Origin of the sequence: Mycobacterium sp. GA-1285, assembly GCF_001499905.1 — a bacterium.
In the GTDB taxonomy this organism is placed as follows: Bacteria; Actinomycetota; Actinomycetes; order Mycobacteriales; family Mycobacteriaceae; genus Mycobacterium.
In genome coordinates this window covers 97,891-120,533 of record NZ_LQIS01000002.1, presented here as the reverse complement: position 1 = coordinate 120,533, position 22,643 = coordinate 97,891, and the positions used below count along the sequence as shown (strand labels likewise).

At 66.2% G+C, this 22,643-nt stretch carries 29 protein-coding genes and 3 tRNA genes; 19 read left to right on the top strand and 13 right to left on the bottom strand.

Translation table 11 applies throughout. The annotated features are described in order from the left end of the window. Positions 1-24: 24 nt before the first annotated feature. Positions 25-459 carry a hypothetical protein gene (locus tag AU193_RS02530; protein WP_064420830.1) on the bottom strand — a complete coding sequence of 145 codons (435 nt, stop codon included), beginning with the start codon at positions 457-459 and terminating at the stop codon, positions 25-27. A gap of 40 nt (positions 460-499) precedes the next feature. On the opposite strand from AU193_RS02530, the gene AU193_RS02525 reads away from it, so the two are divergent. Further along, the gene (locus tag AU193_RS02525; protein WP_064420765.1) at positions 500-1,078 is read left to right on the top strand and encodes a TIGR03086 family metal-binding protein; all 579 of its coding nucleotides are present in this window, start codon (positions 500-502) and stop codon (positions 1,076-1,078) included. Between the two features lie 106 nt (positions 1,079-1,184). Here the strand turns inward: AU193_RS02525 and AU193_RS02520 are convergent, their stop codons facing one another. Both AU193_RS02520 and hisC read right to left on the bottom strand, forming a co-directional pair. Continuing rightward, a complete protein-coding gene (locus AU193_RS02520; protein ID WP_064420764.1) occupies positions 1,185-1,646 on the bottom strand; it encodes a DUF4334 domain-containing protein in 462 nt (153 codons plus the stop codon). Beyond that, positions 1,643-2,698: a histidinol-phosphate transaminase gene (gene hisC, locus AU193_RS02515; RefSeq protein ID WP_064420763.1), complete on the bottom strand. Its 1,056-nt coding sequence runs from the start codon at positions 2,696-2,698 to the stop codon at positions 1,643-1,645. Before hisC ends, AU193_RS02520 begins: the two co-directional genes overlap by 4 nt. Positions 2,699-2,781: 83 nt before the next feature. Here hisC and AU193_RS02510 point away from each other — a divergent pair. The 7 genes from AU193_RS02510 (at position 2,782) to AU193_RS02485 (ending at position 7,815) form a co-directional block, all read left to right on the top strand. Then, positions 2,782-2,870: transfer RNA gene (locus AU193_RS02510), tRNA-Ser, on the top strand. Between the two features lie 38 nt (positions 2,871-2,908). Next, positions 2,909-2,981 (top strand) — tRNA-Arg (locus AU193_RS02505). A 63-nt stretch (positions 2,982-3,044) separates the two neighbouring features. Continuing rightward, on the top strand, positions 3,045-4,460 hold the full coding sequence (tnpB, locus tag AU193_RS22645) for an IS607 family element RNA-guided endonuclease TnpB (RefSeq protein ID WP_172798193.1): 1,416 nt from the start codon (positions 3,045-3,047) through the stop codon (positions 4,458-4,460). A 122-nt stretch (positions 4,461-4,582) separates the two neighbouring features. Next, entirely contained in the window at positions 4,583-4,900 is a 318-nt protein-coding gene (locus AU193_RS02500) for a hypothetical protein (RefSeq protein ID WP_064420762.1), read from the top strand. A 39-nt stretch (positions 4,901-4,939) separates the two neighbouring features. Continuing rightward, positions 4,940-5,443 (top strand): metallophosphoesterase, encoded by a 504-nt coding sequence (locus AU193_RS02495; RefSeq protein ID WP_064420761.1) that lies wholly within the window; start codon positions 4,940-4,942, stop codon positions 5,441-5,443. Beyond that, positions 5,436-5,849: a hypothetical protein gene (locus AU193_RS02490; RefSeq protein ID WP_064420760.1), complete on the top strand. Its 414-nt coding sequence runs from the start codon at positions 5,436-5,438 to the stop codon at positions 5,847-5,849. The genes AU193_RS02495 and AU193_RS02490 overlap by 8 nt, the downstream gene beginning before the upstream one ends. A gap of 88 nt (positions 5,850-5,937) precedes the next feature. Further along, positions 5,938-7,815 (top strand): alkyl/aryl-sulfatase, encoded by a 1,878-nt coding sequence (locus tag AU193_RS02485; RefSeq protein WP_064420829.1) that lies wholly within the window; start codon positions 5,938-5,940, stop codon positions 7,813-7,815. 11 nt (positions 7,816-7,826) lie between these two features. Here AU193_RS02485 and AU193_RS02480 read toward each other — a convergent pair whose 3' ends face one another. Further along, entirely contained in the window at positions 7,827-8,600 is a 774-nt protein-coding gene (locus tag AU193_RS02480) for an SDR family NAD(P)-dependent oxidoreductase (protein ID WP_064420759.1), read from the bottom strand. An 18-nt stretch (positions 8,601-8,618) separates the two neighbouring features. Here AU193_RS02480 and AU193_RS02475 point away from each other — a divergent pair, with 18 nt between their 5' ends. Next, a complete protein-coding gene (locus AU193_RS02475) occupies positions 8,619-9,221 on the top strand; it encodes a histidine phosphatase family protein (protein ID WP_064420758.1) in 603 nt (200 codons plus the stop codon). Between the two features lie 9 nt (positions 9,222-9,230). Then, a complete protein-coding gene (locus AU193_RS02470) occupies positions 9,231-10,274 on the top strand; it encodes a phosphotransferase family protein (protein ID WP_064420757.1) in 1,044 nt (347 codons plus the stop codon). Here the strand turns inward: AU193_RS02470 and AU193_RS02465 are convergent. After that, complete coding sequence (locus tag AU193_RS02465; RefSeq protein ID WP_064420756.1) at positions 10,271-10,660, bottom strand: lipopolysaccharide assembly LapA domain-containing protein; 390 nt, start codon at positions 10,658-10,660, stop codon at positions 10,271-10,273. The two genes, AU193_RS02470 and AU193_RS02465, sit on opposite strands and share 4 nt — an antisense overlap. Before the next feature lie 259 nt (positions 10,661-10,919). On the opposite strand from AU193_RS02465, the gene AU193_RS02460 reads away from it, so the two are divergent. Further along, on the top strand, positions 10,920-11,510 hold the full coding sequence (locus AU193_RS02460) for a putative glycolipid-binding domain-containing protein (RefSeq protein ID WP_064420755.1): 591 nt from the start codon (positions 10,920-10,922) through the stop codon (positions 11,508-11,510). Here AU193_RS02460 and AU193_RS02455 read toward each other — a convergent pair. Next, positions 11,473-12,378, bottom strand: coding sequence for a prephenate dehydrogenase (locus tag AU193_RS02455; protein WP_253867573.1), 906 nt, complete (start codon positions 12,376-12,378; stop codon positions 11,473-11,475). The genes AU193_RS02460 and AU193_RS02455 overlap by 38 nt on opposite strands. Positions 12,379-12,526: 148 nt before the next feature. On the opposite strand from AU193_RS02455, the gene AU193_RS02450 reads away from it, so the two are divergent. From AU193_RS02450 to AU193_RS02425, 6 genes are all read left to right on the top strand, one after another. Then, positions 12,527-13,048 (top strand): tRNA adenosine deaminase-associated protein, encoded by a 522-nt coding sequence (locus AU193_RS02450; RefSeq protein WP_064420753.1) that lies wholly within the window; start codon positions 12,527-12,529, stop codon positions 13,046-13,048. 16 nt (positions 13,049-13,064) lie between these two features. Next, on the top strand, positions 13,065-13,526 hold the full coding sequence (locus AU193_RS02445) for a nucleoside deaminase (protein WP_064420752.1): 462 nt from the start codon (positions 13,065-13,067) through the stop codon (positions 13,524-13,526). 29 nt (positions 13,527-13,555) lie between these two features. Continuing rightward, positions 13,556-13,646, top strand: a tRNA-Ser gene (locus AU193_RS02440). A gap of 197 nt (positions 13,647-13,843) precedes the next feature. After that, positions 13,844-15,055, top strand: a complete 1,212-nt coding sequence (locus tag AU193_RS02435; protein WP_156425086.1) for a PP2C family protein-serine/threonine phosphatase — start codon at positions 13,844-13,846, stop codon at positions 15,053-15,055. Then, positions 15,052-16,623 carry an ATP-binding protein gene (locus AU193_RS02430; protein WP_064420751.1) on the top strand — a complete coding sequence of 524 codons (1,572 nt, stop codon included), beginning with the start codon at positions 15,052-15,054 and terminating at the stop codon, positions 16,621-16,623. The genes AU193_RS02435 and AU193_RS02430 overlap by 4 nt, the downstream gene beginning before the upstream one ends. Continuing rightward, entirely contained in the window at positions 16,620-17,060 is a 441-nt protein-coding gene (locus tag AU193_RS02425; RefSeq protein ID WP_064394836.1) for a response regulator, read from the top strand. The genes AU193_RS02430 and AU193_RS02425 overlap by 4 nt, the downstream gene beginning before the upstream one ends. Here the strand turns inward: AU193_RS02425 and AU193_RS02420 are convergent. Both AU193_RS02420 and AU193_RS02415 read right to left on the bottom strand, forming a co-directional pair. Then, complete coding sequence (locus AU193_RS02420; protein WP_253867558.1) at positions 17,046-17,516, bottom strand: ATP-binding protein; 471 nt, start codon at positions 17,514-17,516, stop codon at positions 17,046-17,048. The two genes, AU193_RS02425 and AU193_RS02420, sit on opposite strands and share 15 nt — an antisense overlap. A gap of 123 nt (positions 17,517-17,639) precedes the next feature. Further along, positions 17,640-18,011, bottom strand: a complete 372-nt coding sequence (locus tag AU193_RS02415) for a hypothetical protein (protein ID WP_064420750.1) — start codon at positions 18,009-18,011, stop codon at positions 17,640-17,642. 57 nt (positions 18,012-18,068) lie between these two features. Between AU193_RS02415 and AU193_RS02410 the strand changes: the two genes are divergently transcribed. Beyond that, on the top strand, positions 18,069-18,407 hold the full coding sequence (locus AU193_RS02410) for a DUF732 domain-containing protein (protein ID WP_064420749.1): 339 nt from the start codon (positions 18,069-18,071) through the stop codon (positions 18,405-18,407). Between the two features lie 54 nt (positions 18,408-18,461). Here AU193_RS02410 and AU193_RS02405 read toward each other — a convergent pair whose 3' ends face one another. Both AU193_RS02405 and AU193_RS02400 read right to left on the bottom strand, forming a co-directional pair. After that, positions 18,462-18,923 carry a lipoprotein LpqH gene (locus AU193_RS02405; protein WP_064420748.1) on the bottom strand — a complete coding sequence of 154 codons (462 nt, stop codon included), beginning with the start codon at positions 18,921-18,923 and terminating at the stop codon, positions 18,462-18,464. A gap of 116 nt (positions 18,924-19,039) precedes the next feature. After that, positions 19,040-19,498 (bottom strand): lipoprotein LpqH, encoded by a 459-nt coding sequence (locus AU193_RS02400; RefSeq protein WP_064420747.1) that lies wholly within the window; start codon positions 19,496-19,498, stop codon positions 19,040-19,042. Between the two features lie 17 nt (positions 19,499-19,515). On the opposite strand from AU193_RS02400, the gene tgt reads away from it, so the two are divergent. Continuing rightward, positions 19,516-20,790 (top strand): tRNA guanosine(34) transglycosylase Tgt, encoded by a 1,275-nt coding sequence (gene tgt, locus AU193_RS02395; protein ID WP_064420746.1) that lies wholly within the window; start codon positions 19,516-19,518, stop codon positions 20,788-20,790. Positions 20,791-20,926: 136 nt separating this feature from the next. Here the strand turns inward: tgt and gluQRS are convergent, their stop codons facing one another. The 3 genes from gluQRS to AU193_RS02380 are packed head-to-tail and all read right to left on the bottom strand — an operon-like array spanning position 20,927 to position 22,376. Beyond that, the gene (gluQRS, locus tag AU193_RS02390) at positions 20,927-21,796 is read right to left on the bottom strand and encodes a tRNA glutamyl-Q(34) synthetase GluQRS (protein ID WP_064420745.1); all 870 of its coding nucleotides are present in this window, start codon (positions 21,794-21,796) and stop codon (positions 20,927-20,929) included. Positions 21,797-21,850: 54 nt separating this feature from the next. Then, the gene (locus AU193_RS02385) at positions 21,851-22,165 is read right to left on the bottom strand and encodes a hypothetical protein (RefSeq protein ID WP_064420744.1); all 315 of its coding nucleotides are present in this window, start codon (positions 22,163-22,165) and stop codon (positions 21,851-21,853) included. A 1-nt stretch (position 22,166) separates the two neighbouring features. Then, positions 22,167-22,376, bottom strand: a complete 210-nt coding sequence (locus AU193_RS02380) for a hypothetical protein (RefSeq protein ID WP_064420743.1) — start codon at positions 22,374-22,376, stop codon at positions 22,167-22,169. Positions 22,377-22,643 lie beyond the last annotated feature (267 nt).

Below are 22,643 nucleotides of genomic sequence, written 5' to 3'. Positions count from 1 at the left end.
CACGCTAGTTCGTCGCGGCGCGGGTCACGGCGGCGGCTTGCCCAGGAGCACCTCGTTGACGGTGGCGCTGGGCAGGAACTGGCAGGCGGCGTCGACGAGCATCTGGCCGATGCCCTCTCCGTCGGGCCCGAGCGGGTTGCCCTCCTGCTTGAGGATCTCGCGGATCACCGCGACCTGGGACGCCTCGTCGAGCCCGTTGTACTCGGAGCACTGCATCGACAAGGCATTCGGCGGCGCCGGTACCACCGGGACGTCGGTGTTGCGGGTCGGCAGCGGAATCTCGGGAAGACCGATATCGGGAAGCCCCGGAATCGAGGGCGACGTCGGCCGCGCCGGCGAAGTCAACGGCGGACCCGGCTCGGTGGTCATCGCGACGGAGCCCTCGGTGGTGCGCTGGCATCCCGTCGTGACACCGACGAGAACCAGCACCGTCGCCGCCAATCGCACGTGCGTTTTCATCACGGCAACGATATGCCCATCGGCGACGTAGCGTGGCGTCATGCCCGACGACCTGCGTGCAGGACCCGATTCACCGCCGACCGACGAACTGCGTAGCGCGGAGAAGTCGTTCGCCGTGTTGCAGCATGTGCTTCACGGCATCGCCGACGACGATCTGCACAAGCGCACACCGTGCCGGGAGTTCGACGTGGCAGCGCTGACCGACCACCTGCTCAATTCGATCAGCACACTCGGCGCCATGGCGGGTGCGCAGTTGCCCGAGCGCGACCGCGACGCGCCGATCGAGCAGCAGGTGGTGTTCGCGGCGCGGTCAGCGCTGGATGCCTGGCAGCGTCGCGGGCTGGATGGCACCGTGGACTTCCGCGGAAACGACGTCCCCGCTCGAATGATGGTCGGCATCCTGTCGATCGAGTTTCTGGTGCATGCCTGGGACTACGCGGCAGCGGTCGGACGCGAGGTCAACGCCCCCGAGCCGTTGTCCGACTACGTGTTGGGGCTGGCGCGCAAGATCATCACGCCCGAGGGTCGCGTCAACGCCGGCTTCGACGACGCGATCGACGTCGCCGACGACGCGGACGCGCTCACGCGGTTGCTCGCCTATACCGGTCGGCGGGCCTAGGACTTCGCGAGGCTTAGCCACTTCGCGAGGCTTAGCCACTTCGCGAGGCGTACACCAGGGTCGTGGATCGCCCATCCTGACGACCCTGGTGTTGATCTCGCGAGCGCTACACCCGCTCGAGGTAGAAGTACAGGTGCCGGGTGCCGTCGAGCGCGCCCTTGCCGTTCATGATCCCGACGACGGCGTTCTCGTCGACGACCTTGAAGTGGTCGTGGACGGGGGCGCCGTCGTAGACCATCGAGGCGGTCACCTCGCCGCGGAACTCCTCCATCCAGAGGCTGGCCTCACCCTTCATCGCCTCGGTGTTGGAGAACTTGTTGCCGTCGGCGTCCAGGCACACCAGCGGTTTGGCGTCGGTCGCCGACACGAAGGTCTTGCCGAACCAGTTGAGGCGCTCCATGAATCCGTTGGCCTTGTGGCCGGTATGGAACTCGCCGCCCTGCCACTCGCCGATCATGAAGTCGATGGTGGCGGGAGCAAGCTTGGCCCAGAAGTCGTCGAGCTCGGAGTCGGAGATGGTGCCGGTGCGCTCCTTGAGTTCGGTGAAGGTCTCGCGGGCGTCGCTCATGTCTGTCCTATCCATCGGCGGGCGAAATCGAGGAACGCGTCGTTCTCGTACGTCGCGGCCACGGTGACGCGCACGCCGTCGTCACCGTAGGGCCGCACGATGATGCGGTTGTCCGCCGACGCCTCGGCGAACCGCTGGGCCCGCCCGGGCAAGGGGAGCCAGACGAAGTTGGCCTGCGACTCGGGCACGGTGTAGCCCGCGTCGCGCAGTGCCGCGGTGACCCGGGTGCGTTCGGCGACGACGTCGTCGGTGCGCTCGAGCAGTTCGTCGGCGGCGTCCAGGGAAGCGATCGCAGCGGCCTGCGAGACGCTGGTCGTGGTGAACGGTACGTACACCTTGCCGATCGCGGTGATCAGATCCGGGTCGCCCACCGCGTATCCGACCCGCAGACCGGCCAGCCCGTAGGCCTTCGAAAACGTCCGTAGCACAACGAGGTTCGGATGGGCGCGGACCAAGGCCAGGCTGTCGGGAACCATCGGCTCGCGAATGTACTCGACGTAGGCCTCGTCGAGCGCGATCGCGATGTGCGGCGGCACCGCGGCGACGAAACGGGCGAGCGCGTCGGGTGCGACGACGGTGCCCGTCGGGTTGTTCGGATTGCAGACGAAGATCAGCCGGGTGCGGTCGGTGATCGCGGCAAGCATGGCGTCGAGGTCGTGAGTGTGGTCGGTCAGCGACACCGGCACGGGCGTGGCCCCCGCCGTTCGCACCTGCAGCGGGTAGATCTCGAAGCTGCGCCAACCGAACAGCACCTCGTCTCCGACGGTCGAGGTGATCTGGATCAACTGCTGACACAGGCTGACCGACCCGCAGCCCACCGAAATGTGTTCGGGGGCGAAGTTGACGTGCTTGGCGAGCCGCTCGCGCAGTTCGACGTAGCCGTTGTCGGGGTAGCGGTTGACGTTGCCGACGGCGTCCTCGATCGCGGCGCGCACGCTCGGCAGCGGGGGATGCACGGTCTCGTTGCTGGCGATCTTGATCGCTCCGGGAACCGTCCTACCGGGGGTGTAGGCGGGCAGATCAGCCAGTTCGGGGCGCAGCCGGACGGTCACCGGACCAGTTTATGGGTCGGCCGAATGCGCTTTGCCTCGCGCGGCGGCCCATGTGTACGCTGTCGGATCGGCGGTAATCGTCAGGAGGCGTGCCAGAGCGGCCGAATGGGGCTCACTGCTAATGAGTTGTCGCCCTTAAAGGCGACCGGAGGTTCAAATCCTCTCGCCTCCGCCGCGGCTGATCCTCAGCCGACAACTGAAGATCGACCTGCGCCCGTAGCTCAACGGATAGAGCATCTGACTACGGATCAGAAGGTTGGGAGTTCGAGTCTCTCCGGGCGCGCAACGGGAATGTCGCGAGCCGACGATCCCGAAGATGTCGGACCTCCATGGGAGACTCCGCCTCATGAGCAGTGACAAGTCGGCTGGAGAGGTCGATTACGCCGACCACCGTTCAGACAAGCCGCATATTCGCGCGTACCGATTCGCGCTCGAGCCCACGCCGCTGCAGGAAGAGCAGTTGCGATCACACTGCGGCGCGCAGCGCTTCGCGTACAACTGGGGTTTGCGCCTCGTCAAAGCGAATCTGGAACAGCGCGCGGCAGAACGCACTTACGGACTTTCCGACCAAGAACTGACCCCGGCGCTGAATTGGTCGGCGTACTCCCTGCGCAAAACCTGGAACAGCGTCAAGAGCGAGATCGCGCCTTGGTGGCAGGAGAACTCGAAGGAGGCGTACTCCTCCGGCTTGGCCAACCTCGCGACAGCATTGAGGAATTGGGTAGCGTCTCAATCAGGTGATCGACGAGGCCGACCGACGCGATTCCCTAGATTCAAGACCAAGAAGAGCCACCTGTCGTGCCGATTCACCACTGGCGTCTTCGGTCTCATCAATTCAGACCGGCGACACGTCAAACTGCCCCGCATCGGGAAGGTGCGCACCCACGAGTCAACTCGAAAACTCGCTCGACGCGTCGACCGAGGATCGGCGCGGATCAGATCAGCGACTGTTACCTTCACCCGCGGTCGGTGGTTCGTGTCGTTCTCCGTCGAGGTTTACGACTCTCCGGCGCTTGACGTCCGGCCGCATCACGTCGTCGGTGTGGACTTGGGCATCCGCAATCTAGCGGTCTTGTCGACCCCGGTCCCCGGCCTCTCCGATGCTAACGGGGTTGTTCCGAACCCGGCGCGATACGAAACCTCACTGAAGAGGCTGCGCCGGTTGCAGCGTAGGGCTGCAAGGCGGGTCGGTCCGGACCGACGTACGGGGACAACTCCCTCTCGACGTTGGATTCGTGCAGCTGCAGAGGTTGATCGCCAGCACGCTCGGATAGCGAACCATCGGACCGAGACTTTGCATCGATTGACCACGCGTCTTGCGGAGCGCTTCGAAACCGTCGTGGTCGAAGACCTGAACATCGCGGGCATGCTCCGTAATCCGCACTTGGCGCGCGGGATATCTGCCGCGGGCTGGAGTGAATTGCGACGACAGTTGAAGTACAAGACTTGCTGGAGGGGCGGCAGCTTGCTCATTGCTGACCGGTTCTATCCAAGCTCAAAGACATGTGCGGGATGCGGCGCGGTGAAAGCCAATCTGCGTCCGTCCCAATGGGTGTTTTCTTGCGATGCATGCGGAATGTCGATGGATCGAGATCAAAATGCCGCCCGCAACCTGGCTGCCGTTGCGTACCGGATTGCTGACGACGCGTCCTCCCCGAGTTGCGGGGCGACGAAAAACGAGCCCGCTGGAAACCCACAAAACGGCGGTCGTCATGGCCGTGGGTACCGCCACGGGAAGCCCCTTGAGGGCAACGTCGCCTGAGCGATCAGGCGGCTGCCAGCAGGTTGCGGCACTTCGTCCGCCCTCGCGGTAACGGTTCGAATCCCTTCGGGCGCGCGCTTTCGATTCTGGTAAGTGTCGGCCAGGCGGGTATTCAGTGCGTCATGGCCACCGATCGTGAACCACCGCAACAAAGCCACGCCCTCGACGAGGTACACGAAGCCGAGCGACGGGCCGCCCGGGCCCGCGAGCGCGCGGCGCACGTTGGGCTGTCCGCAGCCAAGAGCTTCGAGCGATCCGCGAAGCGACACGACGAACTCGCCGACACACAACAGGACTCGATCCGCCGCGGCATGCCCGCCCCCGAAGTGAACGAGGAGTCATCGGCCCGCCACCGCGAGGCCGCCGATGAGGACCGCCACCTCGCGCAGCGCAAACGCGACCAGTCGGAGGCCGGCCTGTCACCGAGCCCCGAGGGCTGACGCCAGCCGCGGGCGGGGGCATTGGCTAGATTGGGAACAGTGCGGCTGTTGCTGATCGCCGATACTCACGTTCCCAAGCGCGCCAAGGACCTGCCCGCCCGTGTGTGGGAGGAAGTGGCGGACGCCGACGTCGTCGTGCACGCAGGCGACTGGGTGGAACCGCCGCTGCTCGACGCGCTCGAGGCGCGTGCCAAGCGCCTGGTCGCATGCTGGGGCAACAACGACGGCGCCGAACTGCGCCGCCGACTGCCCGAGCGAGCCGACGTCACACTCGCCGGGCTGCGCTTCACCGTCGTCCACGAGACCGGCGCGGCGACCGGTCGTGAAGCGCGCATGGCCAAGGCCTATCCCGGCACCGACGTGCTGGTGTTCGGCCACAGTCACATCCCATGGGATACGACCACGAAAACCGGTCTGCGACTTTTGAATCCGGGCTCGCCAACCGACCGGCGACGCCAGCCCCACTGCACGTACATGACCGCAACGGTGCACAACGGCACCCTCGCCGACGTCATCCTGCATGCCCTGGACCGCCATGCGTGACCGGCCGGCGCGGATCGCCGACGTCCACGAGATCGCCTCGTCGATGCCGCACGTCAAGCGCATCGAGGGCCCGAAGGGCAACCCGATCTACCAAGTGGGCGGAAAATCGTTTGTGTTCTTCCGCACGCCCCAGCCCGACGCCGAGGATCCGAAGACCGGGGAACGCTACGCCGACGTGATCATGATCTGGGTGGAATCGGAGATGGACAAGCTGGCGCTGGTTCAAGATCCCCACTCCCCGTTCTTCACCACCGACCGCTTCGAGGGCCATCCTTCGGTTCTGGTGCGCGCCAGCCGATTACGGGAGATCGGGAAGGTCGAGCTGACCGAACTCATCCAGGACGCGTGGCTCTCGCGTGCTTCGAGACGCCGGGCCGATCGGTGGCTGGCCGAGCACCAGGGTTGATCGCACGACTATCGGTCACCACGCGGCGTACTCCATGGGGGTCAGTGAACCAGCTCCGCGCCGGCGCGAAGGTGAATATCGTGTCGCCATGCAGCAGAAGCCGCCCACCGCCGTCATCGAGTCCGCACACCGCGAGCACCTCACGGCGTTGCCGTTCGACGACACGACAGACTTCGAGGATGCCGACCGCGGCTTCATCGCGGCGCTGGATCCCTGTGAGATCACGGCGGCCGACGGCCGGGTGGTCTGGGACAACGACGCGTACTCGTTTCTCGATGCGGATGCCCCGCCCTCGGTGCACCCCAGCCTGTGGCGGCAGAGTCGGCTGTGCGCCAAACAAGGCCTCTACGAAGTGATCGAGGGCATCTACCAGGTGCGCGGATTCGACCTGTCCAACATCACGTTCGTCGAGGGTGACACCGGCGTGATCGTCATCGACCCACTGATCTCCACGGAGACCGCGGCGGCGGCGCTGGCGCTGTACCGCGAACACCGGGGTGATCGTGCCGTCACAGCGGTTATCTACACCCACAGCCACGTCGACCATTTCGGGGGCGTCCTAGGCGTCACCTCTCAGGCCGACGTCGACGCGGGCAGGGTCGCGATCTTCGCGCCCGAACACTTCACCGAACACGCCGTGCAGGAGAACGTGTATGCGGGCACCGCCATGGGGCGCCGAGCGAGCTACATGTACGGCGCGCTGCTGCCGCGCGGACCACAGGGGCAGGTGGGATGCGGTCTGGGACAGGTGACGTCGACGGGTGAAGTGGCGCTGATCGTTCCGACGGTGGACATCCGACAGACCGGCGAGACGCACACGGTCGACGGCATCGAGATCGAGTTCCAGATGGCGCCGGGCACCGAGGCGCCCGCCGAGATGCACTTCTACTTCCCGAAGTTCCGCGCGCTGTGCATGGCCGAGAACGCCACTCACAACCTGCACAACCTGTTGACGCTGCGGGGTGCGCTGGTGCGTGATCCGCACGGTTGGGCCGGCTACCTGACGGAGGCGATCGACACGTTCGCCGACCGCACCGACGTCGTGTTCGCGTCTCATCACTGGCCCACCTGGGGCAGGGACCGCATCGTCGAATACCTGTCGCTGCAACGGGATCTGTACGCGTATCTCCATGACCAGACGCTGCGCCAGCTGAACCAGGGCTTCACCGGTATCGAGATCGCCGAGGACTTCGCACTTCCGCCGGCGTTACAGAAGGCATGGCACGCACACGGCTACTACGGGTCGGTCAGCCACAATGTCAAGGCCGTGTATCAGCGCTACATGGGCTGGTTCGACGGCAACCCGGGACGACTGTGGGCGCATCCACCCGAAGCCGCCGGCCCTCGCTATGTCGACGCGATGGGAGGCCTGGACCGCGTGGTCGAGATAGCGCGCGAGGCCTTCGAGCAAGGTGACTACCGTTGGGCTGCAACGCTTCTGGACCATGCCACGTTCACCGACGAGAGCCACAACGCCGCTCGCGAACTCTACGCCGACACATTCGAACAGCTCGCCTATGGCGCGGAGAACGCGGTGTGGCGCAACTTCTTTCTCTCCGGAGCGACTGAACTTCGCGAAGGCAATTTCGGCACGCCCACCCAGACCGCGTCGACGTCGATGGTGATGCAACTGGCGCCCGAACGGATCTTCGACGCGCTCGCGATCACCGTGAACGGGCCGCGCGCGTGGGATCTCGACATCTCCGTCGACATCACCTTCCTCGACACCGCCACCAATTACCGGTTGACGCTGCGCAACGGCGTGCTGGTGCACCGCAAGGTGGCCGCCGACGAGGCGTCCGCCCAGGCGACCGTCGAAGTGGCCGGCAAGCTGCGCCTGCTCGCGCTGGCGGCGGGCGACGACAGCTCACCCGGACTCGACGTCTCCGGCGACACCGGCGCGCTGCAGTCGTTGATCGCGGTGTTGGACCGCCCCGACCCGGCCTTCAACATCGTCACGCCCTAGTGGTTTCGCCCCTAAGGTATGCCGCCGTCGACGCGGATGATCGAACCCGACGTGTAGCTCGACGCGTCCGACATCAAATACAGTGCGGCGCCGACGATCTCGGGCGGCTCGCCGAGACGTTGCAACGCGAAGTGCTGCGCACCCTTCTGCGTCGCTGGGATGTCCCACGCCTTGCTGATGTCGGTGAGGAACGGACCCGGCATCAGCGTGTTTACCCGCACCGTCGGGCCGTAGGCCAGGGCCAGCCCCTCGGTCAGCGCGTTGAGCCCCGCCTTGGCCGCTGAATAGGGCAGCTGCTCGGGGCGGGGGCGGCGCGAACCACTCGAGCTCACGTTGATGATCGATCCCCCACCGTCGACGACCATGCGTTCACCGATCAGCGCGGACAACCGGAACGGACCCTTCAGGTTGAGGTTGATCACCGAGTCGAAAAGCTTCTCCGTGACGGCGGGCAGCGACTCGTAAAGCGGCGACATCCCCGCGTTGTTGATGAGCACGTCGACCTTGCCGAACCGCTCGTAGGCCGCATCGACCAACCCGTCGAGCTCATCCCAGTGCCCGACGTGCACCTGGTAGGGCAGCGCAGCACGGCCGGTCGCGGCGGTGATCTCCTCGGCCGTCGCCACACAGGACTCGTACTTGCGGCTGGCGATCACCACGTCGGCGCCACACCGCGCGGCGGCGAAAGCCATCTCCTTGCCCAGCCCGCGGCTTCCGCCGGTGACCAGCACGACGCGGTCGGAAAGATCGAAGAGCTCGGCGGCGAAATCCTTGTCGGTACCCATGGGCCATATGGTGGCACGGTGCAGTTGCTCATCATTCGACATGCTCTGCCGCTCCGCAGCGAGCCGGGGCAGGGCTCCGACCCCGACCTCTCCGAAGAGGGCATCGAACAGGCCAAGCGTCTGCCCGACGCGTTGGCGCGGTTCCCGATCACGCGGTTGGTCAGCAGCCCGCAGAAGCGCGCGATCCAGACCGCCGAGCCGGTCGCAGAGGCGCTCGGCCTGTCGATCGACATCGATGACCGGCTGGCCGAATACGACCGCGACCTCTCGCACTACACACCGGTCGAAGAGATCTCCGAAGAGGACATGCGACGCCTCGCCAACGGTGAGCTGCCCAGCGGCGTCGACAAGTCGGCGTTCGTCGACCGGGTCAAGGCCGGGGTGGACGACATCGTCAAGGCCGCCGAACGGGAGGACACCGTCGCGCTGTTCAGCCACGGCGGCGTCATCAACGCCCTGGTTCACGACGTCATGGGCACCGAGCGCCTGCTGTGCGTGCAGGTCGACTACGCCGGCATCACCCGGCTGCTGTACTCGTCGTCGCGTAAGACGTTCTTCGTCGCCGGCGTCAACTCCACCGAGCACGTATGGGACCTGCTGCCCAGAAATCAGCAGTGGTAGACAGATTCCGTGACTTCACCGCCGACGTCCCTGGAGGGGCTCGACCTCGACGCCCTCGACCGTCATCTGCGTTCGGAGGGCATCGCCCGCTCCGGTGACCTGCGCGCCGAGTTGATCTCCGGCGGCCGCTCCAATCTGACCTTCCTGGTGTGCGACGACCGATCGAAGTGGGTGCTGCGCAGGCCCCCGCTGCACGGGTTGACACCGTCGGCGCACGACATGGCCCGCGAGTACAAGGTGATCTCGGCGTTGCAGAACACCGCCGTGCCAGTCCCCCGAGCGGTGACCATGCGCAACGACGACTCGGTGCTCGGCGCGCCGTTCCAGATGGTCGAGTATGTCGAAGGGCGGGTGATCCGTCACACCTCCGAACTCGAGGCGCTCGGCGACCAGGCCGACATCGAAGCCTGCGTCGACGCGTTGATCAAGGTGCTCGCCGACCTGCACGCCCTGGACCCCGAGGAGGTCGGCCTCGGCGACTTCGGAAAGCCCACCGGATATCTCGAGCGCCAAGTCAAGCGCTGGGGTGGACAGTGGGAGTTGGTGCGCCGCGACATCAATGGTGGGGACGAACGCGATGACGACGTCAAGCGGCTTCACACGGCGCTCGCAGAGACGATCCCGCCGCAGAGCCGCAGCGCGATCGTGCACGGCGACTACCGCATCGACAACACGATGCTCGACGCCACCGACGGGACCAAGGTGCTGGCGGTGCTGGACTGGGAGATGTCGACCCTGGGCGATCCGATCAGCGACGCCGCCCTGATGTGCGTGTACCGCCACCCCATGTTCAACCTGGTGCATGCCGACGCGGCCTGGGCGTCACCACTGATTCCCCCGGAAGACGAACTGGCGCAACGGTATTCGGTGGCCTCGGGTCAGCCGCTGGATCACTGGGATTTCTACATGGGCCTGGCGTACTTCAAGCTGGCGATCATCGCGGCGGGCATTGCCTACCGCGGCCGGGTGGGCGGTGCGCCGTCCGACTTCGTCACCATGGTCGACGACGCGGTCGCTCCGTTGGTCGCCGCCGGGCTCGAGTCGCTGCGCTAACGCAGGGCGGCTTTGTAGTTCTTCTTGGCGGCGCGGCGCAGTTGGACCATGCGCGCTGCTCCGGCCAGCGCCGTGATCAGGCCGCCGCACACCGCAGCGAACAGGATCGCCACACCCCGCGGCATGTACCAGTGCCACCCGAGGAAGGCGAACTCGGTCGACTCGGTGTTCTGCGCGATGAATATCAGCAGCAGGATGAGGATGAGGAAACCTGCGATCACCGCCGACCACAGCGCGGCCGCGCGGGTGAAATGGACCTTCTTCACCGACGGGGACGTACGATCGGCCATCTCGCCGTCCGTCGGCGGAACCGGTGGCCCGGGGTTGGGCGGACCGTAGGGTTCCGGCTCGTTGTGCGCTGACGCCCCATGCGGATCGGTGCTCATAGGTCCATCTTTGCCCTTTCCCGCCCGCGGCAAACCGCATTTGACGTGGACGGTCGAATCAAGACTCGAAGCCGCGGCGCCGGCACCGGCGGCTCGTCTGGTGGCAACGGTTCTCGCGGTTCCCGATGAGCCCAACCTGCGGTGGCTCGTGGGGAGCAACTCACTTACGAAACCAGGCCGCGCAACGTCACAGCGCGCCCGAAAAAGCAACGACGAAGCACGGTTACGAACAAGGGGACCCTTCGCATACGGTATAGGGGTGAGTGAAGCAGGCGGCTCCGAAAAGACATGGCCGGCGATCCTGACGTGGCGGGCACACGACGTCCCGCGGATGGAATCGGTCCGGGTGCATGTGTCGGCCAAACGCATCAAGGCGTACGGCAGGATCGTGGCCGCCGCGACGCCTTTTCACCCGGCGTTCTCCGCTTCCTATGACTTGGTGACCGACGAGGCCGGCGCCACCAAACGGCTGTCGATGACCGTCACACTCGCCGAGCGGGAACGGCAGCTGTCGATCGCCCGCGACGACGAGAACATGTGGCTGGTTCAGCAGCACACCGGGGAGTCGCGCCGCGCCGCGTACGACGGCGCGCTGGACGTCGACGTCATCTTCAGCCCGTTCTTCAACGCACTGCCGATTCGGCGTACCGGGCTGTATCAACGGTCGGATTCGATCAGCTGTCCGGTGGTGTACGTGCGAGTGCCGGACCTGTCGGTCGAGACGGCGGTGATCAGCTACAGCAGCGCCGAAGACGGCATCAAGTTGCACACACCCGTCGCCGACACCACGATCAGCGTCGACGAAGACGGGTTCATCCTCGACTACCCAGGGTTGGCAGAGCGGATCTGATCACCCCACCGGCGCGGCCGGCCGCGGCCAGTTCCTCGCGCCACCGCTCTTCGCCGACGACGATCGTGACGATCTCCGGCCTGCCGAAGTTGTCGTAGCGAATCCGGGCGGCGTGCCCGGAGTCGACCAGTTCGGTCAGCGGCTTGTGTTCCGCGAGCGCATCGCGCGCGCGGCTGAGCAGTTCCAACGTGCGGTCCAACACCGGCAGCAGTTCGTCGGCGTTGGCTTCGCACATCGCCCGGACCAGGTCCGGCGCGGTGGCCGCGACGCGGGTGCCGTCGCGGAAGGACCCAGCCGCAAGGGCGAACGCCAGCGGGACCTCGCCGGCGGTGGCCGCCAGCGCCTCGGCCAGCAGGTGGGGCAGATGAGAGATCGTCGCGGCGGCCGCATCGTGTTCATCGGAACGGGCCGGGACGACGACCGCGCCGCAATCCAGAGCCAGATTCATGACCAGCGTCCAGACCTGCGGATCGACATGATCGTCCACGCTGACGACCCACGGCGCGCCGACGAACAACCGGGCGTTGCCCGCCGCCCAACCCGAGTGCGCGGTGCCCGCCATCGGGTGACCACCGACGAAGCGCTCCAGCAGCCCATACGCCTGAACCTCTTGCAGGACAGCACTTTTCACACTTATCACGTCCGTCAGCGGACAGTCCGGAGCCGTTTCGCGGACGTGGCCGAGCATCTGGCCCAGCGCAGGCACCGGCACCGCCAGCACGATCAGTGCATTGTCGGCCGCAGCCCGCCTCAGCACGGCGTCGAGGTCTTCGGTGGCGTCGAACCCGTCGGTGGTGGCCGCCTGAACGCCTTCCAGCGAGCGGTTGTAGCCGAACACCTCCCGCCCGGCGGCGTCCGCGGCGCGCATGACCGAGCCGCCGATCAGCCCGAGGCCGAGCACGCAAACCGGTGTGTTGGTCACCTTCCAAGGTTGGCATATGAAGCGTCATTGACCGACGTCAGGCTCGGTGCCGACTGCTGGTCAAGGGCATGGTCGGCGACTACCGTAGGCCGACATGGGAGCACAGCGTGCACAAGCGCGGGAGCAGTCCACGGACACTCCTGACGGCTTCGGCGTTGCTGTCGTCCGTGAGGACGGCAAGTGGCGATGCGCGCCGCTGCACAGGGCGGCCCTGACCAGCCTCGCCGCCGCCGAGACCGAGTTGCGCGAAATCCGCAGCGCGGGAGCGGTATTCGGGCTGCTGGACATCGACGACGAGTTCTTCATGATCGTGCGCCCCGCCCCGGCGGGCGCACGGCTGTTCCTGTCGGATGCCACCGCCGCGCTGGACTACGACATCGCCGCGGAGGCGTTGGAGATGCTCGACGCGGACATCGAGCCCGAGGAACTCGAGGAGGCCGAACCGTTCGAAGAGGGCGACTTGGGTCTGCTTTCCGACATCGGGCTGCCCGAGGGGGTGCTCGGCGTCATTCTCGACGAATCCGACCTCTACGCCGACGAACAGCTGGGCCGGATCGCGCGCGAGATGGGCTTCGCCGACGAGTTGTCGGCCGTACTCGACCGTATGGGTCGGTGATTGCGCACGATCCCCGATGACCCTCGACGATGAGGCGCTGATTCGCGCTGCCCTCGCGGCTGCCCGCACCGCGGGTCCGCGCGACGTGCCGATCGGGGCGGTCGTCGTCTCAGCTGACGGCACCGAGCTGGCCCGGGCCGTCAATATGCGCGAAGCTCTCGGCGACCCGACCGCACACGCCGAGATCCTCGCGATCCGGGCCGCCGCGGCGGTTCTCGGCGACGGTTGGCGGTTGGAGGGAACCACGTTGGCGGTCACCGTCGAACCCTGCACCATGTGCGCGGGCGCGCTGGTGATGGCGCGCGTCGCGCGAGTGGTGTTCGGGGCATGGGAACCCAAGACGGGCGCCGTCGGATCGTTGTGGGATGTGGTCCGCGATCGGCGGCTGACACACCGCCCGCAGGTGCGCGGCGGCGTGCTGGCGGACGAGTGCGCGGCGCCGCTGGAGGCGTTCTTCTCCCGGCAGCGATTGGAGTAGACCGGCGTGCGCCCGGTAAGCTGCCACACGGTGGCGTGTCCGAGCGGCCTAAGGAGCACGCCTCGAAAGCGTGTGACGGGTAACCCCCGTCCGAGGGTTCAAATCCCTCCGCCACCGCCAAAGAACCTGATGTCCCTCATCGATCGCGTCTCTCTGCCGATCGACCCGCAGGATGGCTGCCTTGAGAGCCCGCACGTTAGGGTGAGAGCGTCGTAGCGGTAGGGCGGATACACATCGTTCCAGGACGCTATTGTCACGATTTGTCACTGAAGCAGAGGTCGAGGCGACCGCGGTGACCAACCCGAGAGAATTGGTATATGCGCGCGCTTCACGACCAGGACCCCTCAGCCTCGGCCGGCGGTGGTGCTGCCCTGCGCCCGTTTTCGGTGCTGCTCATCGAGGATGACCGCGGTGACGCGATCCTGGTCGAGGAGTTGATCGCCGACGCCGACGCCGACATCAGCGTCACGTGGGCCCCGTCGATGGAGGACGCCGAACAACACCTGGAGCTTTTCCGTCCCGACTGCGTGCTGCTCGACCTGAACCTTCCCGACGCCGACGGCATCAAGGCGCTCGACCGGGTCGCCAGGCGCGACATCACGATGCCCATCGTCGTGTTGACCGGGCTCAACGACGAGCACTTCGGCATTTCCGCCGTCGCCGCCGGCGCCCAGGACTACCTCGTCAAGGGCCGTGTCGAACCGGAGACGTTGCGCCGGGCACTGCTTTACGCGGTCGAACGCAAACGCGCCGAGCTGACCTCGGTGGAACTGCACGCCAGCGAATTGCGTGCCATGGAGAACGCTCGCCTCGAGCGGGGACTGCTGCCGTCGCCGCTGCTTCTGGAACAACCCGGGGTCGACATCGTCGCCGAATACCGGCCCAGTAGGCAGCACGCCCTGCTCGGCGGCGACTTCTACGACTTCGTCCAGACGCCCGATCGCACCGTGCACGTCATGGTGGGTGACGTGGCCGGCCACGGGCCCGACGAGGCCGCGCTCGGCGTCGCGCTGAGGATCGGCTGGCGCGCGTTGACATTCGCCGGGTTGCGGGGCAACGAGCGCATGCGCCAACTGGAACGGATTTTGAGCACCGAACGGCCCGGCTCGAGCATCTTCGCGACGGTGATCAGCGTCGCGATGTCGACCGACAACCTCTCCTTCAACGTCGTCTCGGCCGGTCATCCGGGCATGTTGCTGCACGGACCGAACACCGTGGAATGGCTCGAACCCCAGGTGGGCCCCGCGCTGGGCCTCTACGGCAACGAGTGGCCGCTGAACGTCTTCGAACTGCCCCCCGGGTACGGACTGGTGCTGCTGACCGACGGGCTGTTTGAGGGACGCTCCGGTCGCGGAACCGAACGCCTCGGTGAGGCCGGTCTACTCGAAGTCGCCAGGGGTTACGCGCACCTTCCCGGTCGCGAGTTCGTCACCGCGCTGATCGACGACGTCGAGCGCCGCGCCCAGTCGGTCGGCGGGATCAGCGACGACATCGCCGTTGTACGGGTGGAGCGGACAGCCGCCGGATGAGAGCGCGCCTGACGGTCCAGGGCTGGCAGAACCTGCTGCTGTCGCTGATGGGCATAGTGGTCGTCGCGGGCGCGATCGCCGGTGCGCTGCTGTTGAACCGGACCGACGACGTCTCGCGCGAATTGAACCTGGGCATCCAGCCCGCCCGGGTGGCGGCCTATCAACTGCAGGCCGCCCTTCGGGACCAGGAGACGGCCATCCGCGGATACGCCATCGCCGCCGATCGGCAGTTCCTCGAGCCGTACTTCGCCGGACAGCAAGCAGAGAGCGACGCCGCGCGGCGGGTCCGCGAGGGTATCGGCCACCGCCAGGAGTTGATCGACGATCTGCAGGCGATCGAACGGGCCGCCGCTGCATGGCGCACGTCGTATGCGGACCCGCTGATCGCCTCGGTGACGCCCGGAGTGCCCAAGGTTCTGGACGCCACCACGGCCGAACGCGGCAAAGCCGCGTTCGACGCGCTGCGCGTGTTGTTCGACCAGCAGAACCGCGACCTGGCACAGGCCCGGCAGAACGCCGTCGACCAGCTTGTCGCAATGCAGAAATGGCGCGACACCTTCTTGAGCGCGATCGTCGTGGCGCTGCTCGTCGTAGGGATCGTGCTTGCCGTACTGGTCCGCAAGGCCGTCACGCGTCCGCTGGAGAGGCTCGCCGAGTCGTGCCGCCGGATCACCGAGGGCAACTTCGACGAGAAGATCTCAGTGCGGGGCCCGCGTGACATCCAGGCGATCGCGTCGGATGTGGAGGACATGCGGCAGCGAATAGTCGACGAACTGGCGGCGTCGCGCTCGGCCAGGGAGCAACTCGGCGAGCAGGCACTGGAGTTGCAGCGGTCGAACGCCGAACTCGAACAGTTCGCCTATGTCGCGTCGCACGATCTGCAGGAACCACTGCGCAAGGTGGCCTCGTTCTGCCAGCTGATCGAGAAGCGCTACGGCGACAAGCTCGACGAGCGTGGCGTCGAGTACATCCGCTTCGCCGTCGACGGTGCCAAGCGCATGCAGGTGCTGATCAACGACCTGCTCACGTTCTCCCGCGTCGGCCGGCTCGGCGCAGCCGAAGCCGACGTCGACCTCGATGCCCTGCTGGCCGACGCGATCGACAACCTGGCCACCTCGATCGAGGAGTCGGGTGCCGAAGTGGTTCGCACCGGAGAGCCGCTGCCCACCGTCAAGGGCGACCCGACCCTGCTGACGATGCTGTGGCAGAACCTGATCGGCAACGCGGTGAAGTTCCGCAGACCCGACGCGAGACCGCGAATCGTCATCGACTGCGCGGTCGGTGACGGCACACGTGAGGGCTCGTGGGTCTTCACGGTCACCGACAACGGGATCGGCATCCCCGAGGAGTTCGCCGAGAAGGTCTTCGTGATCTTCCAGCGGCTGCACGGCCGCGAGGTCTACACGGGGACGGGCATCGGCCTCGCACTGTGCAAGAAGATCGTCGAGCACCACGGCGGTAACATCTGGATCGACACCGGCCACACCGAGGGCACCAGGTTCCGCTTCACCATTCCCTGCGTCGTCGATGAACCGGTCGCGGCCGAGATGGAAGGATCAACTGCATGACACTGGACGGCCGGGCTATCGACGTGCTTCTCGTCGAGGATGACCCGGGTGACGAACTGATCACCCGAGAAGCGTTCGAGCACAACAAGATCAAGAACACCCTGCACGTCGCGCACGACGGTGAGGAGGGGCTTGACTTCCTCTACCGCCGAGGCAAGTATGCGGACGCGCCGCGGCCCGACCTGATCCTGCTCGACTTGAACCTGCCGAAATACGACGGCAGGCAGTTGCTCGAGCAGATCAAATCCGACGCCGAACTCAGCCACATCCCCGTGGTGGTGCTCACGACCTCGTCGGCCGAGGAAGACATCCTGCGCAGCTACAAACTGCACGCCAACGCCTATGTCACCAAGCCCGTCGATCTCGACCAGTTCATGAACGCCGTCCGCCAGATCGACGAGTTCTTCGTTCAGGTGGTTCGGCTACCCAATTCCTGACCGGCGCTCGGCTTCGGTCACGTCGAAGTCGATGCGCACGGTGGTGCCCGACGCGGATGGACAGACATCCACGCCGTCGCCCACCGCGCGGATGATCGGCAGGCCGCGGCCGCGCGTGGTCGGCTCGGTGCTGGGGGTTCGCCACTGGCCGTGATCGGACACACAGACCACGATCCGCCCCTCCTCGGCGCTCGCTTCGACGACCATCACACCGTCGGGACAGTCCCGGTAGGCGTGTTCGACGCAGTTGGTGGCGGCCTCGTTGACCGCGAGCACGATATCGGCGCCCACGGCGTCGGGCACGCCGATCGGTTCCATCCACCCGAGAAGATCGCGGCGAATCTGTGCCAGTCGATCCGCGGTGGCCGGCACCTCGATTCTCAGGGGGTCTGCCGGCCGCAGACGCACATCGATCACCACGCCCGTGGTTGTACCCAGCTTGACCCCATTCGTCACCTTCGCCACGCAACGCGTTGGGTCTCAAAACAATAGCGAGGCGCAGATCACATCCGGGAAGACGATGCGAGGGCGCAACACGGCCGCTTCCGGCCACGTCCCGGGGGGGTACTGACGCGCGCGTCAGCCGTAGAAGATCACCCGGTAGTCGGGCGTCCACGCACCGTCCAGGCAGCTGAGCGGAACGCCGTCGGGGGACTGGGCCACCCCGGTCGCGTCACCGCACGGCAGACGGTTGGTGCGGATGCCGACCAATGGCGGCGACGAGACCCAGGTCCTGCGCGAGTTGCACGCCAGCGTGTTGCCCGACGCGTCGATACCGAAGTTGTAGCGGGTGTTCTGCACACATTGCGTGCCCTCGACCGCGGTCCGGTCGACGTACGGCACACAGTCAGCGCCGTCGCAGTAGCCCGGCGACGCCGGCGCATTCGCGGCGGTCATCAGCGGTGCGGCGACGAATCCACACGCGAGCGCAGCAGCAGCCATGAGCCTCATAGGTGGCTAGCCTAAGTGCCCCGCATCGACGGCGGACACGGAATAGGCTCTTAAGCCATGAAGCCGGTGATGGTTACCCTGGCCGCGGCCGCGGGTGCGGCCGCGATGATCTCCGCTCCGACAGCCAACGCCGACGTGGTCGCATACCTGGTCAACGTGCACGTGCGACCGGGATACAACTTCCCCAACGCCGAGGCCGCCATCGGCTACGGCAGGACGATATGCGACCGCGTGGCGGGCAAGATGGGCTACGGCCAGCTCGTGGACCAGGTGACCGCCGACTTCCACACCACAGACAAGTATCAGGGCGCTTACCTGATCAACCAGGCGGTCAACGAGCTGTGCCCGGCGCAGATCTGGCAGCTGCGCCAGTCGGCCGCCGGCTACACCGGATGAAAAGCGGCGGCGCCCCTGTCGGGACGCCGCCTTCTTTCTAGCTCGATGACCCGGCTACGGGCAGGTGACCTCGATCTCGAAAGGCTTGTTGACCGGCTGCAGCGGGTTGGCCATGTCGACGCCCGTCGCGGTTCCGGTGATCTTGTAGGTCTTGCCGTCCTTCTCGGCCTTGGCCTCGCCCTGGCCCGCGCCGCTCTGGTAGCCGAGCGTCACACCGTTGACGTTGCCGAGTCCGACGGACTGCACGGTCGGTTCGTCACCGGAGCTGACGACGGCGCCGATGCCGGTGGTGGCGTCGCCGATCGCGATGTTCGTGTTCCCGCCCATGTCGCTGCACACCACGGTGCCCTGGACGGCCTGATCTTGACCGTCGACCGTGACGGTGGTCTTACCCTCCGCCGACGCGGCCGACGATGTCTCACCGTAGGTTTCGGACTTCTTGTCACCCGAACAGCCGGATAGACCGGCGATGACGATCGCCGCGCCGCCGATGGCGACCAGGAAACCACGTTTCACCCTGTTCTCCTTTGTATGTCGTGACCCGTCAAGATCGGATCATCTAGAGCAGTATGGTTCGCGGCGAACCCACCAACCGCACTTTCACCGAAATTGATCAAGAGCCGCGACGCTGCTCAGCAGGACACCCGAATGCTGAAAGTGCCGGAAGCGCGGAAGCTGGGTTTGTCGGTGTTGAAGCCGTCGGCCGTGCCCGAGATGTTGTAGGTCCGGCCCGTCATCGAGATCTCAGCGATGTCCGCCGTCTCGGTCGTGTCGACCACCCCGGCCGTGTAGCTGCCGGTGAATCCGCCGATGTTGTTGATCCCGACCGACTCGACGGTCAGCTCCTCCTGGTTGGAGACCATCGCGGTGACTCCGGATGTCTGGTCGCCCGTGGTGATCGTGGTGAGATATCCCGTCGTGTTGCACTGCACCGCGTCGGTGGTCCCGGCGTCGTTCCCGTTGACCGTGATTTGCGCGGTGCCCGCGACCAACTCGCCCTTCGGCGCCGCGTAATCCGGAGGGCTCGAACATCCCGCCGGGACCAGCACCATCGCAGCGGCACAGCACGTCGGCACCCACCGGTTTCTCACAGTGCAGAATCTACGGCGTGGCCGTGCCGAAATCTTCCGCTCCGAAAGAGTCGCAGGCCCCGTTCTTCAGCGTGACGGCCGAACTACCCGGGCGGGCCGGCCGCACCGGCGTGATCCGCACCCCGCACGGTGAGATCCACACCCCGGCGTTCATTCCCGTCGGCACGCAGGCGACCGTCAAGGCGGTGCTGCCCGAGACCATGAAAGAGCTTGGCGCGCAAGCGCTCCTGGCCAACGCCTACCACCTGTATCTGCAGCCCGGCCCCAACATCGTCGACGAGGCCGGTGGATTGTCGGTGTTCATGAACTGGCCGGGCCCGACGTTCACCGACAGTGGCGGCTTCCAGGTGTTGTCGCTGGGCGCGGGCTTCCGCAAGGTGCTCGCGATGGACACCGACCGCATCCAGGCCGACGACATCATCGCCGAAGGCAAGGAGCGACTGGCCGACGTCGACGACGACGGGGTGACGTTTCGGTCGCACCTGGACGGGTCCACCCACCGGTTCACCCCCGAGGTGTCGATCGGTATCCAGCATCAGCTGGGTGCCGACATCATCTTCGCGTTCGACGAGTTGACCACGCTGGTCAACACCCGCGGGTACCAGGAACGGTCAGTACAGCGGACCCATGACTGGGCGGTGCGCTGCCTGGTCGAGCATCGGCGGCTGCAGGTCGCGAGACCGGACAAGCCGAAGCAGGCGTTGTTCGGGATCGTGCAGGGCGCGCAGTACGAGGACCTGCGCAGGCAGGCCGCCCGCGGGCTGGTGTCGATCGGCGCGGCAGACGGGCCCGCCGGGGGTTTGGAGTTCGATGGCTACGGGATCGGCGGTGCGTTGGAGAAACAGAACCTGGCCACGATCGTCGGGTGGGTGGTCGACGAACTGCCCGTCGACAAGCCGCGACACCTGCTGGGCATCAGCGAGCCCGACGATCTGTTCGACGCGGTCGCCGCGGGTGCCGACACGTTCGACTGCGTGTCCCCGTCGCGGGTCGCCCGCAACGCGGCGGTGTACTCGACGACGGGCCGCTTCAACGTCACCAACGCCCGGTTCCGTCGGGACTTCACCCCGATCGACGCCGAGTGCGACTGCTACACCTGCGTCCATTACACCCGGGCCTACATTCATCACCTGTTCAAGGCCAAGGAGATTCTGTCGGCGACGCTGTGCACGATCCACAACGAGCGGTTCGTGGTGCGGCTGGTCGACCGGATCCGCGCGGCCATCGACGTGGGCGAGTTCGACGAGCTGCGCGACGAGGTGCTCGGCCGCTACTACTCGACCAGTACCTGATCGGCGGTTTCGGTGCACTCATTTCTTGTTTTCTTGCGCGAGCGACCGTGTTTGTCCGCCAACACACCGCAAATATGTGCACAAACGCGGTCGCTCGCCAGGTACTGGTGAGGTATTGGACGGGGTGTAGCCGGTACTAGTCAGGTCGATAGATCCAGGGTGTGCGCGGGAGTGCGGCCGGATCGAACTCGGCGAGCATGCCCTCGACGTCGTGAGCCTTCCAGCCCAACGACTCGCTGATCTGTGCCAGCGCCCGCGGCACGCCGATCTCGGCCAGAGTCACGGCCCCGTCGCGTTTGGCCAACCGCGCGCCGTCCTCGTTGAGCACCAGCGCGACGTGGGCGTACACCGGCTCGGGGTAACCGAGCATCCGGGCCAGATACGCCTGTCGCGGCGAGGAGGGCAACAGGTCATCCCCCCGCACGACCTGGTCGACGCCGTGGGCCGCGTCGTCGACCACGACCGCGAGGTTGTAGGCCGGCACCCCGTCGCCGCGGCGCACGACGAAGTCGTCGACGATGCCGGTGTAATCACCGTGCAAGACGTCGTGCACGGTGTGGACGATCGCGTCGGTGCGCAACCGCAGCGCGGGTGGGCGGCCCGTCTCGGCCCGGCGCGTGGCGCGCTCGGCGTCGGTGAGGTCGCGGCACGTGCCCGGATAAGCCCCCTGCGGCGCATGCGGAGCTCGCGGCGCCTGCGCGATATCCCTTCGGCTGCAATAACATTCGTAGAGCAAGCCGCGGCCGGCCAATTCTGCGATCGCGGCGTCGTAACGCTCGGGGTGCTCGGACTGCCACTCCACGAGGTCCCACGTCAACCCGATCGCCGCCAGGTCTGCGAGTTGGTGCCGGCCGACGTCGGTGAACGTGCGGTCGTCGAGGTCGTCGACGCGCATGAGGAACCGCCGGCCGGTGGTGCGAGCGAACAACCAGGCCAGGATCGCGGTGCGCAGGTTGCCGATGTGCAGGTCCGCCGAGGGGCTCGGGGCGAACCTGCCGGCATTCATCGTCGCAATCTAACCGGCGCCCTGCGCTTACCGACCGAACGGGTGGATGGCGGCTCACGCCACGCGCTTGCGCGCCTTCCGGATGGAATCACGCGTCTTCTTGCGAACGTCGGCCCCGACGTCGGACGTAGCGGATATGGCTTTGTGCTGCTTGCGCTTGACGGTTTTCGACGCCTCGGCGACGGGGTGAACGACCGCGCGCGGCAGCAGCAACGACCCGGCCCGCGTCAACAGCCTTCCCGCGAAGGCCACGAGCGGCACACCGACGGGAAGCAGGACGATCGTCAGACACAGCAAAATGCCTACGAGCCCGAGCAACGCTCCGACTATCCATAACAAGGTGCCGATGAGGCCGCGTAGAAGTCTCATCTCATCCTCCGACGTGCATCATGTCGCCGGCGAGGCTGAACAGACGTGAACCTAGTTTCAGTACGGGGATGCCGAGCGGTATCAAGATGACCGTCAAACAGAGCACGCCGCCGACGACCCACACCAATGCGGCGACAACACTGAGCAGGACGCCGAGCACCGCCCCGAGCATTCCGAGCACCACACCGACCAAGCGATTGAGTACTTGCATGATGACCTCCTCTGTGGGAGCGGTGCAGCAAAGCGGTGCGGTCGCACTCCGGCACCGTTCCTCGCTGCCGGAGAAGTACCCGCTGGCGACGAAGTTAACGGTCCGCGCCAGCGAATTCTTACGAAGGCGTCGATATTCTTCGTACTGCTAAGTAGCTAAGCGAAGAGGACATCGTCCACTTCAACGGTGTGACGTGGATCACGGCAAATTGGTAGCAACCCGCGGTCGTTTGCAAAACTTACGACGACGAAAAAACTTTTTTGAGCA

Excerpts from the sequence above, each read along its gene's own strand:
- AU193_RS02530 (WP_064420830.1), bottom strand. The coding sequence starts at position 459 with ATGAAAACGCACGTGCGATTGGCGGCGACGGTGCTGGTTCTCGTCGGT.
- AU193_RS02525 (WP_064420765.1), top strand. The coding sequence starts at position 500 with ATGCCCGACGACCTGCGTGCAGGACCCGATTCACCGCCGACCGACGAA.
- AU193_RS02520 (WP_064420764.1), bottom strand. The coding sequence starts at position 1,646 with ATGAGCGACGCCCGCGAGACCTTCACCGAACTCAAGGAGCGCACCGGC.
- tnpB (WP_172798193.1), top strand. The coding sequence starts at position 3,045 with ATGAGCAGTGACAAGTCGGCTGGAGAGGTCGATTACGCCGACCACCGT.
- AU193_RS02500 (WP_064420762.1), top strand. The coding sequence starts at position 4,583 with ATGGCCACCGATCGTGAACCACCGCAACAAAGCCACGCCCTCGACGAG.
- AU193_RS02490 (WP_064420760.1), top strand. The coding sequence starts at position 5,436 with ATGCGTGACCGGCCGGCGCGGATCGCCGACGTCCACGAGATCGCCTCG.
- AU193_RS02485 (WP_064420829.1), top strand. The coding sequence starts at position 5,938 with ATGCAGCAGAAGCCGCCCACCGCCGTCATCGAGTCCGCACACCGCGAG.
- AU193_RS02480 (WP_064420759.1), bottom strand. The coding sequence starts at position 8,600 with ATGGGTACCGACAAGGATTTCGCCGCCGAGCTCTTCGATCTTTCCGAC.
- AU193_RS02465 (WP_064420756.1), bottom strand. The coding sequence starts at position 10,660 with ATGAGCACCGATCCGCATGGGGCGTCAGCGCACAACGAGCCGGAACCC.
- AU193_RS02455 (WP_253867573.1), bottom strand. The coding sequence starts at position 12,378 with ATGCGCGCCGCGGACGCCGCCGGGCGGGAGGTGTTCGGCTACAACCGC.
- AU193_RS02450 (WP_064420753.1), top strand. The coding sequence starts at position 12,527 with ATGGGAGCACAGCGTGCACAAGCGCGGGAGCAGTCCACGGACACTCCT.
- AU193_RS02445 (WP_064420752.1), top strand. The coding sequence starts at position 13,065 with ATGACCCTCGACGATGAGGCGCTGATTCGCGCTGCCCTCGCGGCTGCC.
- AU193_RS02435 (WP_156425086.1), top strand. The coding sequence starts at position 13,844 with ATGCGCGCGCTTCACGACCAGGACCCCTCAGCCTCGGCCGGCGGTGGT.
- AU193_RS02430 (WP_064420751.1), top strand. The coding sequence starts at position 15,052 with ATGAGAGCGCGCCTGACGGTCCAGGGCTGGCAGAACCTGCTGCTGTCG.
- AU193_RS02425 (WP_064394836.1), top strand. The coding sequence starts at position 16,620 with ATGACACTGGACGGCCGGGCTATCGACGTGCTTCTCGTCGAGGATGAC.
- AU193_RS02415 (WP_064420750.1), bottom strand. The coding sequence starts at position 18,011 with ATGAGGCTCATGGCTGCTGCTGCGCTCGCGTGTGGATTCGTCGCCGCA.
- AU193_RS02410 (WP_064420749.1), top strand. The coding sequence starts at position 18,069 with ATGAAGCCGGTGATGGTTACCCTGGCCGCGGCCGCGGGTGCGGCCGCG.
- gluQRS (WP_064420745.1), bottom strand. The coding sequence starts at position 21,796 with ATGAATGCCGGCAGGTTCGCCCCGAGCCCCTCGGCGGACCTGCACATC.
- AU193_RS02385 (WP_064420744.1), bottom strand. The coding sequence starts at position 22,165 with ATGAGACTTCTACGCGGCCTCATCGGCACCTTGTTATGGATAGTCGGA.
- AU193_RS02380 (WP_064420743.1), bottom strand. The coding sequence starts at position 22,376 with ATGCAAGTACTCAATCGCTTGGTCGGTGTGGTGCTCGGAATGCTCGGG.